This window comes from uncultured Leptotrichia sp. (assembly GCF_938036635.1).
GTDB classification, from domain to species: domain Bacteria; phylum Fusobacteriota; class Fusobacteriia; order Fusobacteriales; family Leptotrichiaceae; genus Leptotrichia; species Leptotrichia hongkongensis.
The window spans coordinates 1-3,218 of the sequence record NZ_CALHQO010000428.1 but is presented as its reverse complement, the minus strand read 5'-3'; the positions used below and the strand labels follow the sequence as shown (position 1 = coordinate 3,218).

3 protein-coding genes are annotated in these 3,218 nt (G+C 29.9%); 2 read left to right on the top strand and 1 reads right to left on the bottom strand.

Translation table 11 applies throughout. The features are described 5' to 3' along the window. Positions 1–204: 204 nt before the first annotated feature. On the bottom strand, positions 205–1,149 hold the full coding sequence (locus Q0370_RS08570) for an ROK family protein (protein ID WP_299574652.1): 945 nt from the start codon (positions 1,147–1,149) through the stop codon (positions 205–207). A 281-nt stretch (positions 1,150–1,430) separates the two neighbouring features. On the opposite strand from Q0370_RS08570, the gene trpS reads away from it, so the two are divergent. Beyond that, positions 1,431–2,405, top strand: coding sequence for a tryptophan--tRNA ligase (trpS, locus tag Q0370_RS08565; RefSeq protein WP_299574650.1), 975 nt, complete (start codon positions 1,431–1,433; stop codon positions 2,403–2,405). Positions 2,406–2,516: 111 nt separating this feature from the next. Then, on the top strand, positions 2,517–3,218 hold a 702-nt coding region (locus Q0370_RS08560), incomplete at its 3' end, for a CPBP family intramembrane glutamic endopeptidase (protein WP_299574648.1).

Here is a 3,218-nt window from a genome sequence, read left to right as displayed (position 1 = left end):
CATCTTAAAATTACTTGAAAATATTAGGTTTGCATCTTTTATTAGAAAAGTTTATAATAAATTCGTTATTTAAATGGGATTTAGTATTAAATTATAAGATAGAGTTATTATAGGTTCTTTTTTTCAAGGTTAAATAGTTTATCAATTAAATAAAAGATAACTTTTTTGAAAAGAGCTTTATATTAATCTTATTCTAGCTGTAGGTTACATCATTCCAAGATAAGCAGCACCTAAAATTCCTGCATCATTTCCAAGAGTTGCTGTAACAATTTTTAGATTTTCTAAAATTGATGGGAATGCTACATCTTTTAGTTTTTCTTTTACACGGTCAAACAGAAAATCTCCAGCAAGAGCAACTCCGCCACCTACAACAACGATTTCAGGATCTAGTATGCTAAGCAGATTTCCAATTCCTAATGCTAATTTTTCCGCTTCATAATCAACAATGTCAATTGAAAATTCATCACCTTTTCTAGCAGCGTCAAATACATCCTTTGCTTCTAAATCTCTACCTTTTGTCATTTCATAAAGCAGGTTTTGTTTATTTACCGCAAGACGGCTATTTGCTTCACGGATTATTCCAGTAGCAGAAGCGTAGGCTTCCCAGCATCCTTTTTGTCCACATCCGCATAGTTTTCCATTTGGTTCAATTTTAATGTGTCCAACTTCTCCGCCGGCTCCGTGTTCTCCGCTCACAAGTTTTCCATCAACAATAATTCCGCCACCAATTCCAGTTCCAACAGCAAGACCTAGTACATTTTTATATCCTTGAGCAGCACCTTTCCACATTTCTCCAAGTGTAATAACATTAACGTCATTATCAACTTTTACTGGTTTACCAAGATTTTTTTCAAATTCCAATGCCAAATCCATCCCATGTTTCCAAGGGAAATTTGCCCAAAACTTAACAACTCTGGAATTTAACACGGGTCCTGGTACTCCAACACCAACTGAGACAACATTATCAAAATTAACATTAGTTCCTTCAATTTGAGTAATAAGAATTTTTGACAATCTTTGAATTGTTTCAGAAAAACCTTCCATTGAATCAGTTTTTACGATGGTTGTGAAAATAATATTACCTTTTTCGTCAACAAGTCCAATTTTTGTATTAGTTCCTCCCAAGTCAATTCCTACATAATATTTCATATTTCCTCCTAAGTACAGTTATTTATATAACACATAGCAAAACATCTTTAAAATTAATTATTATATCAATATAAGTTTACCTTATTTCTTATATTTTTTCAATATTTTACAAAAATTTTTTTTAATGATATAATGTAAATATGTTTTTTAAAGAAAAAGGATATGTTTGATAATCTAATTTTTAAATTGAATACTTGTGGATAGATAATGGTATTTTAAAAGAATATAAAACAAAATTAAGTTATTGGACAAATTTAATAATATAAATTATGGAGGTTTTTATGAGAAGCTTATCGGGAATACAGCCCAGCGGAATTTTACATATTGGAAATTATTTTGGTGCCATTAAGCAGTTTGTAGAGCTGCAAGATGAATATGAAGGTTTTTATTTTTTGGCAAATTATCACGCTTTGACGTCTTCACCAAAAGGAGAAGATTTGAAGGCTAATACAATTGGTGTAATTTTGGACTATTTGGCTTTGGGACTGAATCCTGAAAAATCAACACTGTTTTTGCAGTCGGATGTGCCTGAACATGCAGAATTATCTTGGATTTTGTCAAATATTGCTCCAATGGGGCTACTAGAAAGAGCTCATTCATACAAGGACAAAGTTGCGAAGGGAATTAAACCGAATGTGGGACTTTTTACTTATCCAATACTTATGGCTGCTGATATTTTAATGTATTCGCCAGATATTGTGCCTGTTGGAAAGGACCAGAAACAGCATTTGGAAATGACTCGTGATATTGCAACTAAATTTAACGAAACTTACGGCGAGGAAGTATTTAAATTGCCAAAAGAGAAAATCGTTGAAAATGTAGCTACTGTTCCTGGAACAGATGGTGATAAAATGAGCAAGTCCTATGGAAATGTAATAAATATGTTTGGTTCAAAAAAAGCATTAAAAAAACAGATAATGAGCATTGTAACAGATTCAACACCTTTAGAGGAACCAAAAGATCCTGATAACAATATCACAAAATTATATGCTCTTTTTGCAACAGAAACGGAAGTAGAAGCATTAAAGGAAAAATTCAGAGCAGGAAACTTTGGATATGGACACGCTAAAAATGAATTGTTTGACAAATTTATGGATTATTTTTCACCGTTTCAGAAAAAAAGAGAAGAACTGGAAAATAATATGGACTATGTATACCAAATTTTGAGAGAAGGTGCAAATAAGGCTAGAAGCATTGCAACTGAGAAGATGGATGAAGTTAGAGATGTAGTGGGGCTTTTGAAGAAAAATTATTAGTGATTTTGTTTGAAAAGTTTTATTTTAATTATGAAGAAAAGGCACATTTAAGTGTCTTTTTTGGCTTCAAAAATTTTACGATGATATTCAGAAAATAGGAGGCAGAATCGAATGAAGAGAATAGCGAATTTAAAGGATAATCCAAGAAAAGATATTTTTTTTATTTTTCTTATAATTTATATGCTTCATCTAGTATTTATGATTTTTGTCAATAATAAAACATTAGTTATAGATAGTCACATATTTAGACATATATACATGTTTAGAATATATAGATGGATACTTAGTCTTCCAATAATTTATTATTTTGTAAAGACTTATAATAAATATGAATATTTTAAAACGAATGAAAAATTGAATGTAAAAGGCTTTAATACATATTTTGCACTAGTTTTTTTCATAGGAAATATTTGTAATTTATTGATTATATCAATATTTAAATTTAAAGGAAGAACGCCTTTAATAAATGAGCCTTTGTATATAGATGTAATAATGGCAGTTTTTGTAGCACCAATATTGGAAGAAATTGTATTTCGTGGAGTTATAATGAATAATTTGAGAAAATATGGAATTAGAGTAGCAATAATTATTAATTCGCTTCTTTTTGGGCTATCTCATTATAACATAGAGATGATTATTCCAGCATTTTTGACAGGCATCATCTTTTCTTATGTTGCGTGCAAATATTCAATAAAATATTCTATTTTAATACATTTTCTGTTAAATACGATAACAAAAATATTACAACTTATAATACTTTCAAAAATTGAAATGTTCATAGTGATATTTGGTTTATTTTTGATGCTTTTAATC